The 17,596-nt window shown below is 65.0% G+C and carries 15 protein-coding genes; 13 read left to right on the top strand and 2 right to left on the bottom strand.

Annotated features, from left to right (window positions below; all coding sequences use genetic code 11):
- The 3 genes from DN412_RS36755 to DN412_RS36765 form a co-directional block, all read left to right on the top strand.
- Positions 1–703 (top strand): NAD(P)(+) transhydrogenase (Re/Si-specific) subunit beta (locus DN412_RS36755; protein WP_133303136.1); only part of this gene is annotated, 703 nt, incomplete at its 5' end.
- A 36-nt stretch (positions 704–739) separates the two neighbouring features.
- On the top strand, positions 740–1,528 hold the full coding sequence (locus tag DN412_RS36760) for an SDR family NAD(P)-dependent oxidoreductase (RefSeq protein WP_115216036.1): 789 nt from the start codon (positions 740–742) through the stop codon (positions 1,526–1,528).
- Between the two features lie 29 nt (positions 1,529–1,557).
- Positions 1,558–2,619, top strand: coding sequence for a phosphotransferase family protein (locus tag DN412_RS36765; RefSeq protein ID WP_115216037.1), 1,062 nt, complete (start codon positions 1,558–1,560; stop codon positions 2,617–2,619).
- A gap of 171 nt (positions 2,620–2,790) precedes the next feature.
- On the opposite strand, the gene DN412_RS36770 is transcribed toward DN412_RS36765, so the two are convergent.
- On the bottom strand, positions 2,791–4,761 hold the full coding sequence (locus DN412_RS36770) for an APC family permease (RefSeq protein ID WP_115216038.1): 1,971 nt from the start codon (positions 4,759–4,761) through the stop codon (positions 2,791–2,793).
- 337 nt (positions 4,762–5,098) lie between these two features.
- Positions 5,099–5,647, bottom strand: a complete 549-nt coding sequence (locus DN412_RS36775) for a universal stress protein (RefSeq protein ID WP_115216039.1) — start codon at positions 5,645–5,647, stop codon at positions 5,099–5,101.
- Between the two features lie 351 nt (positions 5,648–5,998).
- Here DN412_RS36775 and DN412_RS43620 point away from each other — a divergent pair, with 351 nt between their 5' ends.
- From DN412_RS43620 to DN412_RS36820, 10 genes are all read left to right on the top strand, one after another.
- The gene (locus DN412_RS43620) at positions 5,999–6,163 is read left to right on the top strand and encodes a hypothetical protein (protein ID WP_161564100.1); all 165 of its coding nucleotides are present in this window, start codon (positions 5,999–6,001) and stop codon (positions 6,161–6,163) included.
- The gene (gene kdpF / locus DN412_RS36780) at positions 6,163–6,252 is read left to right on the top strand and encodes a K(+)-transporting ATPase subunit F (protein WP_042879440.1); all 90 of its coding nucleotides are present in this window, start codon (positions 6,163–6,165) and stop codon (positions 6,250–6,252) included. The genes DN412_RS43620 and kdpF overlap by 1 nt, the downstream gene beginning before the upstream one ends.
- Positions 6,252–8,072, top strand: coding sequence for a potassium-transporting ATPase subunit KdpA (kdpA, locus tag DN412_RS36785; protein WP_115216040.1), 1,821 nt, complete (start codon positions 6,252–6,254; stop codon positions 8,070–8,072). Before kdpF ends, kdpA begins: the two co-directional genes overlap by 1 nt.
- Positions 8,073–8,174: 102 nt before the next feature.
- The gene (gene kdpB, locus DN412_RS36790) at positions 8,175–10,409 is read left to right on the top strand and encodes a potassium-transporting ATPase subunit KdpB (RefSeq protein WP_115216041.1); all 2,235 of its coding nucleotides are present in this window, start codon (positions 8,175–8,177) and stop codon (positions 10,407–10,409) included.
- A gap of 17 nt (positions 10,410–10,426) precedes the next feature.
- Positions 10,427–11,053 (top strand): potassium-transporting ATPase subunit KdpC, encoded by a 627-nt coding sequence (kdpC, locus tag DN412_RS36795; protein WP_115216042.1) that lies wholly within the window; start codon positions 10,427–10,429, stop codon positions 11,051–11,053.
- Between the two features lie 114 nt (positions 11,054–11,167).
- Positions 11,168–14,020, top strand: a complete 2,853-nt coding sequence (locus DN412_RS36800; RefSeq protein ID WP_115216043.1) for a sensor histidine kinase — start codon at positions 11,168–11,170, stop codon at positions 14,018–14,020.
- 28 nt (positions 14,021–14,048) lie between these two features.
- Positions 14,049–14,744 carry a two-component system response regulator KdpE gene (gene kdpE / locus DN412_RS36805; RefSeq protein ID WP_115216044.1) on the top strand — a complete coding sequence of 232 codons (696 nt, stop codon included), beginning with the start codon at positions 14,049–14,051 and terminating at the stop codon, positions 14,742–14,744.
- Between the two features lie 131 nt (positions 14,745–14,875).
- Positions 14,876–15,703 carry a TorF family putative porin gene (locus DN412_RS36810; protein ID WP_115216045.1) on the top strand — a complete coding sequence of 276 codons (828 nt, stop codon included), beginning with the start codon at positions 14,876–14,878 and terminating at the stop codon, positions 15,701–15,703.
- Between the two features lie 142 nt (positions 15,704–15,845).
- Positions 15,846–16,187: a hypothetical protein gene (locus DN412_RS36815; RefSeq protein WP_115216046.1), complete on the top strand. Its 342-nt coding sequence runs from the start codon at positions 15,846–15,848 to the stop codon at positions 16,185–16,187.
- Between the two features lie 2 nt (positions 16,188–16,189).
- Positions 16,190–17,158: a 4-hydroxy-tetrahydrodipicolinate synthase family protein gene (locus DN412_RS36820; protein ID WP_115216047.1), complete on the top strand. Its 969-nt coding sequence runs from the start codon at positions 16,190–16,192 to the stop codon at positions 17,156–17,158.
- Positions 17,159–17,596 lie beyond the last annotated feature (438 nt).

Raw genomic sequence — 17,596 nt, forward strand, 5'->3', positions numbered from 1 at the left:
CATCGGCTTCTCGCTGAACAACCCGATGCTGATCATCGCGGGCTCGCTGGTGGGCTCCTCTGGTGCGATCCTGTCGTACATCATGTGCCGCGCGATGAACCGCTCGTTCTTCAACGTGATCCTGGGCGGCTTCGGCAGCGACGCCGCGGCGGCGGCCGGGCCGGCAGGGCAGGCACAACGCAACGTGAAATCGGGTTCGGCCGATGACGCCGCCTTCCTGATGGGCAATGCGGAGACGGTCATCATCGTCCCGGGCTACGGCCTGGCCGTGGCGCGCGCGCAGCACGCGCTCAAGGAACTGACGGAAGCGCTCACGGAAAAAGGCGTGACCGTGAAATACGCGATCCACCCCGTGGCGGGCCGCATGCCCGGCCATATGAACGTGCTGCTGGCCGAGGCCGAGGTGCCTTACGACCAGGTCTTCGAGATGGAAGACATCAACAGCGAGTTCGGCCAGGCCGACGTGGTGCTGGTGCTGGGCGCCAACGACGTGGTCAACCCGGCGGCCAAGAACGACCCCAAGTCGCCGATCGCCGGCATGCCGATCCTGGAGGCCTACAAGGCCAAGACCATCATTGTGAACAAGCGTTCGATGGCCGCCGGCTACGCCGGGCTGGACAACGAACTGTTCTACATGGACAAGACCATGATGGTGTTCGGCGACGCCAAGAAGGTCGTCGAGGACATGCTCAAGGCCGCCTGAACCGCAGCATCCACAGCAATACAGAGGAGACATGGAATGAACCAGCAAGGACGTGACCCCGGCCTGTTTAGCGATCTGGAGGGCAAGGTGGCGCTGGTGACCGGGGCCTTTGGCGGCCTGGGCCTGCATTTTGCGCAGACGCTGGCGCGCGCCGGCTGCAAGGTGGCACTGGCGGGGCGGCGCGTGGCGGAAGGCGAGGCCGTGCTGGCGCAACTGCGCAAGCACGGAGGGCAAGGCTGCGTCGTTGCGCTCGACGTCAGAAACCCGGCATCTGTCGGTGCGGCGTTCGAGGCAGCGCAACAACAGCTCGGCCCGGTCCAGGTGGTGGTCAACAGCGCCGGCATCGCTACCACCGGGCCGGCCATGGAGGTGGAGGAGGACGCCTGGCAAGGCGTGATCGACACCAACCTGAACGGCGCCTGGCGCGTGGCGCAGTGCGCGGCGCGCATGATGCGCGAGGCCGGCAGCGGCGGCAGCATCGTCAATATCGCCTCGATCCTGGGCCTGCGCGTGGCGCAGCAGGTGCCCGCCTACACCGCGGCGAAGGCTGGCCTGATCCACCTGACGCGCTCGCTGGCGCTGGAGTGGGCGCGGCACGGGATCCGCGTCAACGCACTGGCGCCGGGCTACTTCGAGACCGATATCAACCGCAGCTTCTTCGAGACCGAGAGCGGCCGGGCCATGATCGGGCGCATTCCGCAGCGCCGGCTTGGCCAGCCTCGACAGCTCGACGGCGCACTGCTGCTGCTGGCCTCGGATGCGTCCGACTACATGACCGGTACGGTACTGCCCGTGGACGGCGGCCACGCGGTCAGTTCGCTCTGAGCCCACCCGCAATCGAGGAGAGCGATCCGATGCAACCAGCCCGTGCAGTCCCCGCCGCCACTGGCGGTTCGGATTTCGACAGCGCAGCCCTGGCAGCGCTGCTGTATGCAGAAGGCCTGATTGACCGGCCCCAACTGACCCTGGAGTGTCTTGCCGGCGGCCAGTCCAATCCGACCTACCGCCTGGCCTGCGGCGCGCAGCAATACGTGCTGCGCACCAAGCCGCCGGGGCAGTTGCTGTCGTCCGCCCATGCCATCGACCGCGAGTACCGCGTGATGCAGGCGTTGCGCGACAGCGAGGTGCCGGTGCCCCCGGTCTACCTGTACAGCGAGGACACATCGATCCTTGGCACGCCCTTCTACCTGATGGGGTTCCTGCAGGGCCGTGTGATCTTTGACCAGTCGCTGCCCGGCCAGACCGCACAACAGCGCGCTGCGATCTACCGGGAGATGAACCGCGTGATCGGCGCCCTGCACCGGGTGGACTATCACGCCGCCGGACTGGCGGACTACGGCAGGATTGGTGACTACGTCGCGCGCCAGGTCGCCCGCTGGACTGGCCAGTGCCGCGATGCCGGCATGGACGGCAACCGGGCGCTGGCGGCGCTGGCCGAATGGCTGCCGGAGCACGTCCCGGACGCGGAGCAGACCAGCGTGGTGCACGGCGATTACCGCATGGACAACCTCGTCTTCCATCCCACCGAGCCGCGCGTGATTGGCGTGCTCGACTGGGAGCTGTCCACGCTTGGCCACCCGCTCGCGGACCTGGCCTATCACTGCATGAGCTGGCATATTCCGGCCAGCCTGTGGCGCGGCATCGGCGGGCTCGACCTGCAGGCGCTGGGGATTCCTGACGAGGCGACCTATCTGCGCTGGTACGGCGAGACCAATCGCGGGCACGCGCTCGAGCACTGGGACTTTTATCTCGCCTACAACTTCTTCCGGCTGGCGGCGATCATGCATGGCATCGGGCAGCGTGCCAGGAGCGGCAATGCTGCCGCGGCGGATGCCTTGGAAACCGGCAGGAAGGCGGTGCCCCTGGCCGAGATGGGGTGGCGATTTGCCATGCGCTACCGCGCGGCAGCGCGCTAGCATCGGCGCACGGTCCGGCGCCAGCCGGAACTGAGGACGGCAACAGGCATCTCTACGATTTTCCATCGCCCGTGGTCAGCGCAGTCCGGCTTCCGCGCTGAGGTAGGCCTTCAGCAGTGCCGCGCCGGGCGGGCAAATACGTCCTCAGCGGGCCGGAGCGGGGTGGTGCGGTCAGGGCACGTTCATCGGGAGCAGCACCATCTGTCTGCCCCGCAAGTGCAGGCGCGCTTGCAGTTCTACCGGCGTCTGATTGTGCAACCATGCCGTTAGGAAATTGACCTGTCGAAAGATGAGTTTACTGGCGAAGCAGACGCTGTTTGGATATTCCTCCAGCACGGCTTCGGCAAGCTTCATGAATTCGCGTACCGGGTCCGTGCCGAACGCCACCCGGGAATCCGCTGCAAGGCCGTGGCGGTGACAATGGCCGACGTAGTAGCGTAACGATGCGCCAATCGCATTCTGCAGGCGATGAAGGGCTTCTTGTCCTTCATAGCTATGGGCATCGACTTCTCCCACCGCCAGGAAGATCACGTTCTTGAAATGGCCGGGGAAGAGCCGTTCGACCCACAGCAAGGCATGCATGCTGACGCCGCGATGCTTGCCCACCAGCACGACGGCCGTGGGTTGGGCCGGATCGAGCGGCCGGATTCGGTTGGCATCGACGGGCGGCGGCCCGCCCGCAAAGAGTTCATCTTCGCGCGCGAGCTCGGCGCGCGTCTCGGTGTAGTGGCGCTTGATGAGGAAGCACACGCCAACGACGGCGCTTGTGACCAGCACGGTGAGCCAGCCGCCGGAAGTGAATTTTTCGAACAAGGTAATGACAAGCACAGTCGCGGTTACGGTGAAGCCCAGCACCGAGAGCGCGAGCCGGACGATCCATTGGCCGCCCTCATGGCGGTGGCGCCACCAATAGATGCACAAGCCAAACAGCGACAGGCTGAAGGTCAGGAATACGTTGATGCTGTAGAGGACCACCAGCACCGCGACCTGGCCGTGCGTCCACAGCAGAATTAAAAGACTGGCGATACCCATCACGATGACGCCGTTTTGCCGGACCAGCCGGGTCGAGAGGTCGCGAAAGTGCCGGGGGACCCAGTAATCCCCCGCCATATTGGACAGCACCGCGGGCCCGTCCAGGAAGCCGGTCTGGGCCCCGACCAGCAGGAGCCCCGCTTCGAATGCGAGCACGGAGGCCAGCAGCGCATGGCGGGCAAAATCCGACCCAAGCCCAAGGTTGTCGATGATGTTGGCGAATACGACGGCGTTCAGTGTCTGCCCTTCGGCTGGCTTGGCGTTCCAGAGCATGTAGAGGAGGATGATGCCCCCTGCCGTGAAGGCGAGCGAGGTTGCCATATAAAACATCGTCCACTTTCCATTGGGGACGCGGGGCTCGGCCAGCATATTGACATTGTTCGACACGGCCTCCAGGCCCGTATAAGTGCCGCCACCCAGAGAGAATGCACGCATCAGGATAGCGACTACCGCCATGGGCCCGACGACCTGCGAAAGCTTCGACGCTTCGCCCACGGCGTCCGGTACCACGGCACCGAGATGATCGGCGTGGGCGACGATGCCATAGGAAATCAATCCCAGGTGCAGCACCACGAAGCCAAGAAAGATCGGCATCAGGATCAGGATCGACTCCTTCATCCCGCGAAAGTTGAGGCCGGTCATTAGTGCCACCAACACCAGCTCCGTCGCCAGCTTGAACGCCTGCGCCCCGACAGGCAGCAGACTGAAGAAGGCATCGACGCCGCTGGCCAGCGAGGTGGCGACCGTCAGCACATAGTCCACCAGCAATGCCGCGCCGGACACCAGCCCGGGTCGCGGACCGAGCAGTGCTGTGGCCACTCGATAGCCACCGCCCCCGGTAGGGAAGAGCTCGATGACCTGGTTGTACCCGACCGCAATAATGAAGACCGTCGCCGCCGTGGCAAACGCGAGGAACACTGCCAGCGGAGTGTGCGCGCCGAGCGCGAGAAAGGCTTCCTCCGGGCCGTAGCATGACGATGAGAGACCGTCCGCACCGAGTCCGACCCAGGCAAGAACCGGCGCGACAGCGATCGCGTGGCGGGTCTCTGGGTCGAGCGGATCGAGCGGCTTGCCGGCCAGGACCTTCCACCACTTTGATAATTCCGCCATCTTCGCCACCCAGCAAGCTAATGCAGCGCAGCACGCGAGGCGCCGCGCACGGACTCATGGCCGGCGGCGTCGAATCGCGGGCGCCAGCGGAAGGGGTTGATAGCCCTTTGGGAATAATGTAGGCGCAACAGCGCCTGGCACCCAAGGTCTCCGGGGGGCGATCGCCCTAAAACGCCGCCAACGGAAGCGGTATGCTCCCTGGCCTCGCATTAGGCCGTTGAGTGATCGAGGCGCGTGTCATGCTATCCATCCCGCCAGGACGGTACCGTAGTCGTGCCGGGAGAGCTTTGGGCTGCCTTCATGGAGAGCGCCGGGCTGGCAGGCCCTGAGGGGCCTCTCAGTGGGCAAGCCTGTCAACGCGTCGAGGCAAGGATGCAGACGGATAGACGACAAGCGCAGGATGTGCATGACTGGTGCTTGGCCGGTGCACAGTGAACTCGGATGGGAGCTGCGCGTGCGGGGCATTGACCAGCGTGACGGGTACGCGGGAGCGTCGCATGACCCTGGCCGGCGTACCGGCGCCTGCAAGGGCCAGGACCCGCGCCCAGGCTGACAGGCCCAACACGATGCCGTCGCATTGGCACGCCTGTGCGGCATTCAGTATCGTATTCGCGGGCGCACCGATGCCGATCTGCGCCACGTAATCCACGGCGGAATCGTCAAGGATTTCGCCTGCACGTGCCAGTGCGGCTTCCCCTTCATTGCGTTCTCGCTCTCGCAACTCGGCGAGGGAGTGGTAGGCACTGGCCCTTCCATGCTCAATCGGAGCTTGCACGTTGAGCAGCACGATCTGCGAAATGCTGCCCTCTCTATAGAGGAACGCTGCATGCCTGACAGCCCATAACGAACTATCTGAGCCGTCAACAGCGACGAGGAGCTTGATCATGGCGGTTCAACACGGGTAGCGGTACCGCGCCGGCGACGATTTGCCGGCGCGGCAGGTCCTATGCAACCAGCGTATTCGACGACGCGTTTACCTTGCATCAATAAATGGCGGCAGCGCGTAAAGATCCGATAAAGAAGCGCCGGCCGACCTGCTTGTCACTGGCAGCTCTGGAGTCATCTCCCAGCCACAATCCGTGCCCCCAAGCAGCCAGGCAAGTGCTGTTCTGCGCGCTTGTCGCCCTCGTTCCACGCCATCTTTATGCCTTCTTTATACGCATCGCCCACCTTTCTACCCTGTTTTTACTGCCCCGTCGCTAAGCTGCAAGCCGAAAACCACCAAGGGTGTTTGGTCATGGACGGGATCTTTCTGATCGTATTGATTGGCTTCGCTCTACTGAGCGCGGCCCTGCTGGGGCTGTGCGTCCTGCTTGCCCCGCAATCTTCGGCGGGCACCGGGCACGGCGGTCCGCATAACCAGGTGCTGGGAAAGAACAGCGCGTCGGACAGGGGGCAGTGATGAGCTGGACCGATCTATTGAGCGGCGTGCTGGCCGCAGCCATTTTTATTTACCTCCTCGTTGCGCTGTTCCGGCCGGAGAAATTCTGATGTCCTCGCAATTCGTGGGCCTGCTGATCCTGTATCTCGCAATCCTCCTGGCTTGCGCGCCATTCCTCGGCCGCTATATGCGGCGTGCCGTTGAGGATGGCCGCTACACGCTGACAGCGTGGGGCCGTCCCCTGGAGCGATTGTTGTATCGCCTGGGCGGCGTGCGCGCCGACGCCGGGATGGGGTGGAAGCAGTACACCGTCGCGGTGCTTGCCTTCAACCTGCTTGGCGTGGTGGCGGTCTACGCGCTGCAGCGTGTGCAGGGCCTGTTGCCGCTGAATCCGCAGGGCTTTGGTGCGGTCACGCCGGACTCGGCCTTCAACACCGCCATCAGCTTTGTCACGAACACCAACTGGCAAGGCTATTCCGGTGAGTCGACCATGGGCTATCTGACCCAGATGCTCGCGCTCACGGTACAGAACTTCCTGTCGGCAGCAACCGGCATCGCGGTGGTGTTCGCGCTGATTCGCGGCTTCGCGCGTCAGAGTGCGGCCACCATCGGCAACTTCTGGGTCGACATGACCCGGATCACCCTCTATGTACTGGCGCCGATTGCCACGGTGATCGCGCTGGCATTTGTCAGCCAGGGCGTGATCCAGAATTTCGATGCCTACAAGGAAGTCAACCTGGTGACGCCGGTCGAATACAGCCAGCCCAAGGTCGATGGCGCCGGCCAGCCGGTGCTCGATGCACAGGGCAAGCCGGTCATGGAGGCCATGAAGACGGACAAGCAGACGCTGGCGATGGGACCGGTCGCCTCGCAAGAGGCCATCAAGATGCTTGGCACCAACGGCGGCGGCTTCTTCAACGCCAACTCGGCGCATCCGTTCGAGAATCCAAATGCCCTGGCCAACTTCATCCAGATGCTGGCGATCTTCCTGATCCCGGCGGCGCTTTGCTTCACCTTCGGCGAGATGGTTGGGGACAGGCGGCAAGGGGTGGCGGTGCTGGCCGCGATGACGGTGATCTTCGTCGTCATGGCGTGCGCCGCGGCATTCTCCGAGCAGATGGTGGATCCCGCGTTGTCGGGCCTCCCTGTCGACCATGCCAGCTCATTGTTGCAGGCGGGCGGCAATATGGAAGGCAAGGAAACACGCTTCGGCATGGCGGCGTCGGCGCTGTTCGCCACCATCACGACCGCGGCATCGTGCGGCGCCGTCAATGCCATGCATGACTCCTTCACGGCCATCGGCGGGTTGGTGCCGATGCTGCTGATACAACTGGGCGAAGTGGTGTTCGGCGGCGTCGGTTCGGGGCTGTACGGCATGCTCGTCTATGCGGTGCTCGCCGTGTTCATCGCCGGCCTGATGATCGGCCGCACGCCGGAGTACCTGGGCAAGAAGATCGAAACCTACGAAATGAAGATGGCCGCGGTCGCGATCCTGGTTACGCCGCTGTTGGTACTGCTCGGCACGTCCGTGGCGGTGATGGCCGAAGCGGGGCGCGCGGGGGTATTCAATCCGGGGACGCACGGCTTCTCGGAGATCCTTTACGCGCTTTCGTCGGCCGCTAACAACAACGGCAGCGCGTTTGCCGGCCTCTCCGCCAACACGCCGTTCTACAACACACTGCTGGCGGCGGCCATGTGGTTCGGGCGGTTCTGGATCATCATCCCGGTGCTTGCGCTGGCAGGCTCGCTCGCGGCCAAGAAGCGCGTGCCGCCCAGCGGCGGCACGATGCCCACGCACGGCCCCCTGTTCGTTGTCCTGCTGGTGGGGACGGTGCTGATGGTGGGTGCGCTGACCTACGTGCCTGCCCTGGCGCTCGGACCGGTTGCCGAGCAACTGCAGGGCGCGATGACGGCCACCACGGCGAAGTAAGACGACCACTGACGAAGCGATATCGAGCATTCCGACACGTCCGGTACCGCACTGCGATGCAGAGGCGGGTGCCGGGTGTCTCCAGCGGATTGCGGAGAAACCATGCAACATGATTCCATGGCCCCAGCGGCCAAGCGCAGCGGCACGACGCCCGACGCTTCTACTTCCGACACGCTCCACGCGAAGGGCGCGCCGGTGTCCGGGCTGCAACACGATGCACACCCTCCCCACCATCATCGCCCGGCACCGCGCAGCATGTTCGCGCCGGAACTGGTCAAGCCTGCGCTCGCCGCGGCCTTCAGGAAGCTGTCGCCGCGGGACCAGTTGCGCAACCCGGTGATGTTCGTCGTCTATGTGGGCAGCATCCTGACAACCATCCTCTTCTTCCGCGCGCTGCTTGCGCCGGCCGCGGCGCCTGGCGGAGAAAGCGCGGGCTTCATCGTGGCGGTGTCGGTCTGGCTGTGGTTCACGGTACTGTTCGCCAATTTTGCCGAGGCCATGGCGGAAGGGCGGAGCAAGCAGCAGGCCGAGGCGCTGCGCGGCCTCAAGACGACGGTCACCGCGCGTGTGCTGAAGGAAGGCAGGCGCGGCGGCGTCACCGAGGCCCGTCCAGCCACGGCGCTGCGGCGCGGCGACATTGTGCTGGTGCAGGCCGGCGAGATGATCCCTGGCGACGGCGAAGTGATCGAGGGCGTGGCCTCGGTCGACGAAAGCGCCATCACTGGCGAATCCGCACCAGTCATCCGCGAATCAGGCGGCGACTTTTCTTCGGTGACCGGGGGCACGCGCGTGCTGTCTGACTGGATCGTGGCACGCATCACGACCAACCCGGGCGAGAGCTTCATCGACCGCATGATCACGATGGTCGAAGGCGCCAAGCGCCAGAAGACCCCGAATGAGCTGGCCCTGACGATCCTGCTTGTCGGGCTGACCCTCGTGCTGCTGCTGGCCACGGCCACGCTGCAGCCGTTCTCGCTCTACAGCGTTCTGGTGACAAAGGCCGGCGTGCCGGTGACGATCACCGTACTGGTGGCGTTGCTGGTCTGCCTGATTCCCACCACGATCGGCGGGCTGCTGTCGGCAATCGGCGTCGCCGGGATGAGCCGGATGATGGAAGCGAACGTGATCGCCACGTCGGGCCGTGCTGTCGAAGCCGCCGGTGACGTGGACGTGCTGCTGCTCGACAAGACGGGAACGATTACCCATGGCAACCGGCAGGCATCGCGCTTTATCCCGGCACCGGGCGTGTCGCTGTTGCAGCTCGCGGAGGCAGCGTGGCTGTCGTCGCTGGCCGACGAGACTCCGGAAGGCCGCAGCATCATCACGCTAGCCCGCCAGCAGCCGGGGCTGACGGCGCCGGCGATGGCAAGCCTGAAGCCCGAGTTCGTGCCGTTCAGCGCCCAGACCCGCATGAGCGGCGTCGATCTGCGCGATGGCGGCAGCGAGCGCAACGTGCGCAAGGGCGCGGCCGATGCCGTGCGCCGCTACGTGACGGAACGCGCCGGCAAGTTCCCCGATGCGGTCTTGCAGGCCGTTGACGAGGTCGCCCGCGTCGGCAGCACGCCGCTGGTGGTAGCGGACGGCAACGGGGGGACCGTGCGCGTGCTTGGCGTGATTGAACTGAAGGACATCGTCAAGACCGGCATTCGCGAGCGCTTCAGCGAACTGCGCAAGATGGGCATCAGGACCGTCATGATCACCGGCGACAACCGGTTGACAGCGGCGTCGATCGCCGCCGAAGCCGGCGTTGATGACTTCCTGGCCGAGGCCACGCCGGAAGCCAAGCTCAAGCTGATCCGGCAATACCAGTCCGAAGGGCGGCTGGTCGCGATGACGGGTGACGGCACCAACGATGCGCCGGCACTCGCTCAGGCCGACGTGGCCGTGGCGATGAACAGCGGCACGCAGGCGGCCAAGGAAGCCGGGAACATGGTGGACCTGGACAGCAACCCGACCAAGCTGATCGAGATCGTCGAGATCGGCAAGCAGATGCTGATGACGCGCGGCTCGCTGACGACCTTCAGCGTCGCCAACGACATCGCCAAGTACTTCGCGATCATCCCGGCCGCGTTTGCCACCACGTATCCGCAGCTTAATCTGCTGAATGTGATGGGGCTCGCGACGCCGGCATCGGCCATCATGTCGGCAGTGATCTTCAATGCGCTGATCATCGTCGTGCTGATCCCGCTTGCGCTGAAGGGTGTTGTCTACCGGCCGCTGGGTGCCGCAGTACTGCTGCGCCGCAACCTGCTGATCTACGGTCTTGGTGGCATCCTGGTGCCGTTTGCCGGCATCAAGTTGATTGACATGATCCTTGCCCTGTTTGGCTGGGTCTGATTTCCCTCGGAGCATTCATGAATACGCAAGTGCAGTCCCCGCAGGCATCCTCGCCGCCCGAGCAGGCGGGTCTGGTCCGGCCGATGGTGGCGGTGTTTATCGCCTTGTCGCTGATTACCGGCCTGTTGTACCCGGGGGTGATTACCGCCATCTCCAAAGCCGTGTTCCCGCATCAGGCAGGCGGCTCGCTGATCGAGAAGGACGGGAAGGCCGTCGGATCGGAACTGATCGGCCAGCCGTTCTCCGACCCGAAGTACTTCTGGGGCCGCTTATCGGCGACGGCGCCAATGCCGTATAACCCCGCAGCTTCGGCCGGCTCGAACCTGGGCCCCACCAATCCGGCGCTGACCGATGCCGCTCGAGCGCGCATCGACGCGCTGCACGCCGCCGATCCCGACAACCAGGCGCCGGTGCCGGTGGACCTGGTCACGGCATCCGGAAGCGGCCTGGATCCGCATATCAGTCCTGCCGCGGCCGGGTACCAGGCGGCGCGCGTCGCCCGGGTCCGGGGGATTCCCGTCGAACAGGTGAAGCAACTGATCGCCGCCAATACCGAAACGCCGCTGCTGCCGGTATTGGGTGACCCGGGCGTCAATGTCCTGAAGCTGAACCTGGCATTGGATGGCGTTGCGCCCAGGCGATGAAGATCCTGAAGACCGGGCGATGCTGTGGGACCGCACGCCCGCCACTACGGCAGAGATACCCGGATGTGAGGCTGGCTGGGTCTGCCTCTGCCAGGGGTAAGAGTGAGCCCTCCCATGCCTGACGTCGAATCCCGCGATGCCGATGCACGCCCCGACCCCGACGCGCTGCTGCAGAGGGTGCAGGCCGAAGGTGAGCGCGCATCGCGCGGCAAGCTCAGGGTCTACTTCGGCGCTTCGGCCGGGGTAGGCAAGACCTTTGCCATGCTTACCGCGGCGCGTGCGGCGTCGGCGCAGGGCACGGATGTCGTCATTGGCATCGTGGAGACCCATGGCCGCGCGGAGACCGAAGCGCTGATTGCCGGTATCGAGCGGCTGCCGATGAAGGACGTGCCATACCGGGAGCGGGTGCTCAAGGAGTTCGACCTGGACGCGGCGCTGGCCCGGCGTCCATCGCTGATCCTGGTGGACGAACTGGCGCATTCCAATGCGCCAGGAAGCCGCCATCCAAAGCGCTGGCAGGACATACAGGAATTGCAAGCTGCCGGCATTGACGTCTGGACCACAGTCAATGTGCAGCACCTCGACAGCCTGAACGAGGCTGTGGGTGGCATCACGGGTATCCGCGTGTGGGAAACCGTGCCCGACATCGTCTTCGACAGCGCGGACGAAGTCGTGCTGGTCGACCTGCCCGCCGATGAACTGTTGCGCCGGCTGAAGGAAGGCAAGGTCTACCTGCCCGAGCAGGCGCGACATGCGGCGCGCAACTTCTTCAGGAAAGGCAACCTGATCGCCCTGCGCGAACTGGCGCTGCGCCGCACCGCCGACCGCGTCGACGACGATGTCCGGGCCTGGCGCCAGTCCGAGGCCGTGCAGTCGGTCTGGCGGACCCGCGAGGCAGTGCTCGCCTGCATCGGCAGCGGCGACGATGCCGAGCAGGTCGTCAAGAGCGCCCGCCGGCTTGCCGGCCAGCTCGATTGCGACTGGCATGTGGTGACGATCGCCACGCCGAGGCTGGCGCCCCCGTCTGATGCCGCCAGGGTCCGCCTGCAGACGGCCATGCGCCTTGCCGAGGAACTGGGCGCGCGCACCGAGACACTGGCCGGCAACGACATGGTCCAGGCGATCGTCGGCTATGTTCGCCGCCACAACCTGACTAAGGTGGTGATCGGCCGGGCGCCGGCAGACTGGCGCCGGGGCGGGACCTCGCTCGCGGAACGGGCGCGGTCGCTGCTTGGCCTGGCCTTGTCGCCCTTTGTGAATGCGCCGGCCTGGCTGTTCGGCCGCCGCAGCTTTGCCGATGCGCTGGCGCTCGGGTGCCCGGAGATCGATATCATCCGCGTCGCGGCGGATACGACCCGTGCCGACATTCGCCCGCGCCACGGCGCCGAGGAGCCGGAAGCCCCCGAGGCCACCGACGGGGCGACACGCAAGGACTACCTCTGGGCCGCTGTATGGTGCGCGGGGGCCACGGCACTGTCGGCGCTGGCGTATCCCTGGTTCGACCTCGTCAATATCGCCATGCTGTTCCTGGCGGCGGTGGTCGGGGTCGCGCTTCGCCATGGCCGCGGGCCGGCCGCGCTGGCCTCGGTACTGGCCGTGGCCGCTTTCGATTTCTTCTTCGTGCCGCCGCGGCTGTCATTTGCCGTGAGCGATGTGCAATATCTGCTGACTTTCCTGGTGCTGCTCTCCGTCGGCCTGGTCATCGGGCAACTGACTGCCGGCTTGCGCGAGCAGGCGCAACTTGCCGTGCAGCGGGAAGAAAACGCACGCACGCTGTACGAACTGGCGCGCGAGCTGTCGGCCGCGCTCATGCCGGACCAGATCGTTTCGATCGGCAGCCGATTCCTGCGCGCCGCCTTCGATGCCAACTCGGCCTTCTTCCTGGTTTCGCCGGAGGGGCGTCTGCTGTCTCCGGTCACCGATGCCGGCCAGCAAGACACCCGTGCGCGCACCGACTCGATCGACCGTGTGCTGGCGGAGTGGGTATTCCATCACGGCCAGCCGGCCGGCACCGGCACGCATACCTTGCCGGGCAGCACCGTGCTGTATCTGCCGCTGAAGGCGCCGATGCAGACCCGGGGCGTGCTGGCGGTAGAGCCCGCGGTCACGCGGGCCTTTGCGCAACCCGCGCTGCGGCGCCAGGTCGACGTATTCTGCACACTGATCGCCATTGCGATTGAACGGCTGCACTACGTCGAGGTCGCGCAGCAGGCCTTGCTGTCGATGGAGTCAGAGCGTTTGCGCAGCTCATTGCTGGCCGCCGTATCCCATGATCTGCGCACCCCGCTGACCAGCCTGATCGGCATGGCGGAAACCATGCAGCGCAGCGAACCCGCGCTGGCGCCGCCGCTGGACGAGACGGTATCGGCCATGCTTGAACAGGCCAGGCGGATGCGGACGATGGTGGTGAACCTGCTCGACATGGCAAAGCTGCAGAGTCGCGATGTCCGCACCAACAAGGAATGGCAGTCGGTGGAGGAACTCGTTGGCGCCAGTCTTGCCGCCATGCGCGATGCCCTCGGACGTCATCGCATTGTCGTCGCCGACTTGTCCAGGGTACCCCTGGTCGAATGCGATGCCGTGCTGATTGAACGCGTGCTGTGCAACCTGCTGGAGAATGCCGCCAAGTACACACCGGCGGGCACCGAGATCCGGCTATCGGCCGCACAGGTCGAGGACGAAATCAGGATCGCCGTCGAGGACGATGGCCCCGGCGTTCCCAAAGGCAAGGAGCGGCAGATCTTCGAGAAATTCACGCGTGGTGAGCGCGAGTCTGCGACTGCCGGTGTCGGCCTGGGCCTTGCCGTATGCGAGGCCATCATGCAAGCGCATGGCGGGCGCATCTGGGTCGAACCGGCGCAGCGGCCGGACTGGCCCGGCGGGCAGGCGGGCGCGCGCTTTGTGTTCGCATTGCAGCGCGGCAATCCGCCGGCAGTGGAGCCGGAGCCGGCTGATGCCGTCGGGTAAGCCGTCATACACACAAGGGAGGGGACTCATGCCATTTGATTTTTCCCCAACGATTCTGGTCGTTGAGGACGAGCCACACATCCGGCGCTTTGTCCGCTCGGCACTGGAGTCCGAAGGCTGCGCCGTGCATGAGGCGGAATCGCTCAAGCGCGGATTGATCGAGGCAGGCACCAGGCAGCCTGACCTTGTCATACTCGACTTGGGGCTGCCGGACGGAGACGGCGTGCAGTTGATTCGCGAGATGCGTACGTGGACCGAAGTGCCAGTTCTTGTCCTGTCCGCGCGTAGCGGGGAAGCCGACAAGATCGGTGCACTGGATGCGGGCGCCGACGACTATCTGACCAAGCCCTTCGGCGTCGGGGAGCTGGTTGCGCGCGTGCGCGTGTTGCTGCGCCGGCATGCCAAGGCCAGCCCGCAAGGCACTCACCAGATCACCTTCGGCGACGTGCACGTCGACCTCGCCAATCGCGTGATTACCCGTTCGGGACAGGCTGTGCACCTGACACCGATTGAGTTCCGCCTGTTGGCGGTCCTGATCGCCCATCGCGGCAAGGTCATGACGCACCGGGAATTGCTGCGAGAGGTATGGGGACCCTCACAGGCGGAAAGCAGCCAGTACCTGCGCGTCTACATGGGGCATCTGCGTCATAAGCTTGAAGCGGACCCGGCACAGCCTGCCCACCTGCTGACGGAGGTGGGGCTGGGCTACCGGTTTGCCGGATAGCATCGAACCCCGCACCTTTATTGAATCTGCACGCAGGCATTGCCGCTTTTGATACATTTTTTAGGTGTCAGGCCATATCGTGACGAGGCTCCCGGCGACCGGGATCTTCTCAACTTTTGTCACAAAGAAAAATGACTGACCTGCGCCATACCGCGGCTGCGCTGCTCGCGTGTTCCGTACCTGCCATCCTCCTGTTCGCTGCCATGCCCGCCATGGCGCAATCCCAGCCAGACGCCGAGACGTCCGCAGCGGCTCCGGCCGCAGCCGCTGCCGAGCCGGCATCGCCGCATACGTTCACGGCCAACGTGTCGCTGGTCTCGGACTATCGCTACCGCGGTATCAGCCAGACCAACCTGCGCCCGGCTATCCAGGGCGGCTTTGACTACGCGCATGAGAGCGGCTTTTACGTGGGCAACTGGAACTCGAGCATCAGCTGGCTCGAAGATGCCAATCCGTCGGTGTCGGCGCCGGTCGAAATGGATTTCTACGGCGGCTTCAAGAACACCTTCAAGGTGTCCGGCCTCGAGTTCAACTATGACCTGGGCGTGCTCGAGTACTACTACCCGGGCGGCTACAACAACCCGCGTCCGTACACCACGGAACTGTACGCCGGCATCGGCTGGGGCCCGGTGTTCCTGAAGTACTCGCATGCCGTGACAAACCTGTTCGGCTTCAACGACAGCAAGAACAGCTACTACGTCGACCTGAGCGCCAACGTGCCGCTGAATGTCTGGGACCTGACGCTGAATGCGCATGTGGGTTACCAGGGCGTGACGCACAACAGCGACGCCTCGTACACCGACTGGAAGATCGGCCTGACCAAGGACCTGGGCAAGGGCTTTGCGCTGGCGGTGGCCTACGTGGACACCAATGCCAGGGAATCGGTCTACACCAGCGTCAACCGGGGCCGCTACCTCGGCAAGGCCGCGGCCTGGGCTTCGCTGACGAAGACGTTCTGAGCGCGAGCGCGTTGCCAGCGTCGCCGGTTTTGATGCAGATTTAACGCCTCAGCCCAATATCCTTGCATCAAATTTAGGCGGCGCTGGCTAGCATAAAGCCATGTCCAACACGCGACCCGCGACCGCGAGGGTCCACCGAATCATGCGACAGTCAGGCCTGGCCGTTGACACCGTTCCCCGACGTACCGCCTTGCGCCGTGGCGAAGGCACCGTTGCCGCACTGCGGGCGCTCCCGCTGCAGGCGCCATGCCGGATCCGGCTGCGCCTTGCCGTGGCCTCCATCGATGTGTTTGCGCTGCGCCAGACCATGCACCGGGCACTGGGCGAGCTTGCCCGCGCCTATGTGGTCAAGGTGGATTACCGGCACGGGCAAACCACGATGCATGTGGATCTGGCCCGCGGCGACCGCGACGCCGCCATGCACGCCATCATGATGGCCTTGCCGGCCGCGGAGTTCGGCACCACTACAGCCTTGGGAGCGTGAGCATGTGGCGCACTGACGAGGAAAGCTTCTCCGGTCCCGCCGTGCGCGCCTGCGCCGGCATCGATGCGGTTCCCCGGCCGTCGCCGTGGGGCATCTGGGTGCCGATGATCACGCCGATGCGCGCCGGCGCGCTCGACCTGCCGGCAGCCGCCAGGCTGGCCGAGCGCTATGTCGAGGCAGGCGTGAACGGGCTGGTCATCCTCGGCACGACGGGCGAGGGAAGCCTCCTGACGAGCCGTGAGCGGCAGGTCTTCACGGCAGCCGTGCTCGAGGCCGTTCATGGCGAACTGCCGGTGATGGCTGGCGTAGGCGCGGTGGATACGCGCGCAGTATGCGCGCAGGTCGCCGAACTCGACGCCTTTGATCTGGCTGGCTATCTGGTGCCGCCTCCCTACTACCTGCGCCCCTCCGATGAGGGCATCCGCTGGCATTTCAACGAGGTGGCGCGTGTCAGCGACCGCCCCCTGATGTTGTACAACGTCCCGAAGCGAACGGGGTGCGGGATGTCACCCGCGCTGATCCGATCGCTGCTGGCACATCCGCGGATCGCCGCAATGAAAGAGTGCGACAGCGGCAATCTCGCCGCGCGTTGCGCCGGTTCGCGAGACCACGTGCTGTGCGGCGAGGACACTGCCATGCTGGCGCACCTGCTTGGCGGCGGAGCGGGCGCCATCGCGGCGTCTTCGCATATCCGCCCCGATCTCTTCGTGCGCCTGCTGCATCTGTCGCAGACGGGCCACTCAGGCGCTGCCCGGGCCTTGTTCACCCGGCTCGAGCCACTGATTGCCCTGATGTTCTCAGAGCCGAATCCCGCACCGGTGAAGGCGGCGCTTGCGCTCTCCGGGGAAATTTCGCCGGAAACACGCCTGCCATTGCGGCCGGCCAGCTCGGCGTTAGTCCAGCGCCTGGAGGAGGCCATGGCTCTGCTTCCGCCTCCATACAAGGAACGAGAGAGGAATCTTGCGGCCTGAAAGCCGACCGCCACCGTCGTGACACCACGCTGTCAGGCCGGCGGCACGCCTGCAGCTACCGGGCCTTTATGCATTGTTGATGCCGTGTACCAAGGTATTTACGCCAGCTTTGCGCTTGCGTTTGTAAATTGAAATCAGGCCAGAAAGCCCGGACTTTTGCTCATTCGGTTTTGCGCGGAGGACGGGCTGTTACCGGACCAGCGGCTTTTGCGTTGAGGCGAAAATGAAACCACCTGTACCCATTTTCCTTACCTGCGCGGCATGTGGCTACGTGCACTCGGAGACGCTTCAGGATATGGTCTCCGGAAAGTTGCCGTTGCCATTGACTTGCCCCGCTTGCCACCATGAGCTTGGGGTCGACTGGGGTTGGATTGCCGACCAGGCTCAACTCATCGGGCTCACGCAAACTGAGCGATAACGCGCCGGAACCGCAGCTGA

Source organism: Cupriavidus lacunae (assembly GCF_003353055.1).
GTDB lineage: Bacteria > Pseudomonadota > Gammaproteobacteria > Burkholderiales > Burkholderiaceae > Cupriavidus > Cupriavidus lacunae.